We start from the raw sequence: 695 nt of genomic DNA, 5'->3' as shown, positions 1-695 counted from the left end.
GCAGCTTCAGTGTGACCTAACACAGCCGGTTTTTCTTCACCGTAAGAAACAGTTGAAACTTGGTTAGCACCTTTAGTTGCTAAGTAGTTTTTAACTGCGTCTGCACGACGTTGACCTAATGCGATGTTGTACTCTGGAGTACCACGTTCGTCAGCGTGACCAGCAACAGTTACTTTACCGTTTGCAGATGTTAAGTATGCAGCGTGTGCATCTAAAAGTTGTTGGTACTCACCTTCAACTGCGTAGCTATCGAAACCGAAGTACACAGTGTTGTAACGAGTTTGTAAGTCTTCAGCAGTCATACCGCCGAATTGACCTGCGTTTGCGTTAGCATTTGCGTTAGCATTGTCTGATGAGCTGCTGCAAGCTGCTAATACGAATGCTGGTGCCGCAATCATCAATACTTTAGCTAGTTTTTTCATTTGTTGCTCCTAAAAAGAATTTTATTTTATTTAGTCAAATACGGTGACCAAGCAGGAAACTTAAATTGTCCACCTGCTCCCGGCAAGTTAGCTTTGAAACGGCCATCTGCGGACACCAATTGTAGCACTTTGCTCGTACCTTTGGTAGAGCTATAAATAACCATAATACCATTTGGCGAAATACTTGGACTTTCATCTAAGAACGTTGAACTCAATACTTCCGTGCCACCCGAAGCGAGATCGCGTTTTACTACTTTATCACCGGCAATCATG

General features: G+C 43.3%; 1 protein-coding gene and 1 pseudogene. Both read right to left on the bottom strand.

From position 1 onward, the window contains the following. The coding region (locus F1379_RS29535) for an OmpA family protein (RefSeq protein WP_150276049.1) at window positions 1-422 on the bottom strand (422 nt) is incomplete at its 3' end. Window positions 423-448: 26 nt separating this feature from the next. Then, window positions 449-695 (bottom strand): annotated as a pseudogene (locus F1379_RS29530) (PD40 domain-containing protein); the annotation flags it as partial.

Origin of the sequence: Paenibacillus tepidiphilus (assembly GCF_008635795.1) — a bacterium.
Lineage (GTDB): Bacteria > Bacillota > Bacilli > Paenibacillales > Paenibacillaceae > Paenibacillus_AQ > Paenibacillus_AQ tepidiphilus.
The sequence above is the reverse complement of the archived record's forward strand: the minus strand, read 5'-3'. Positions and strand labels throughout refer to the sequence as shown.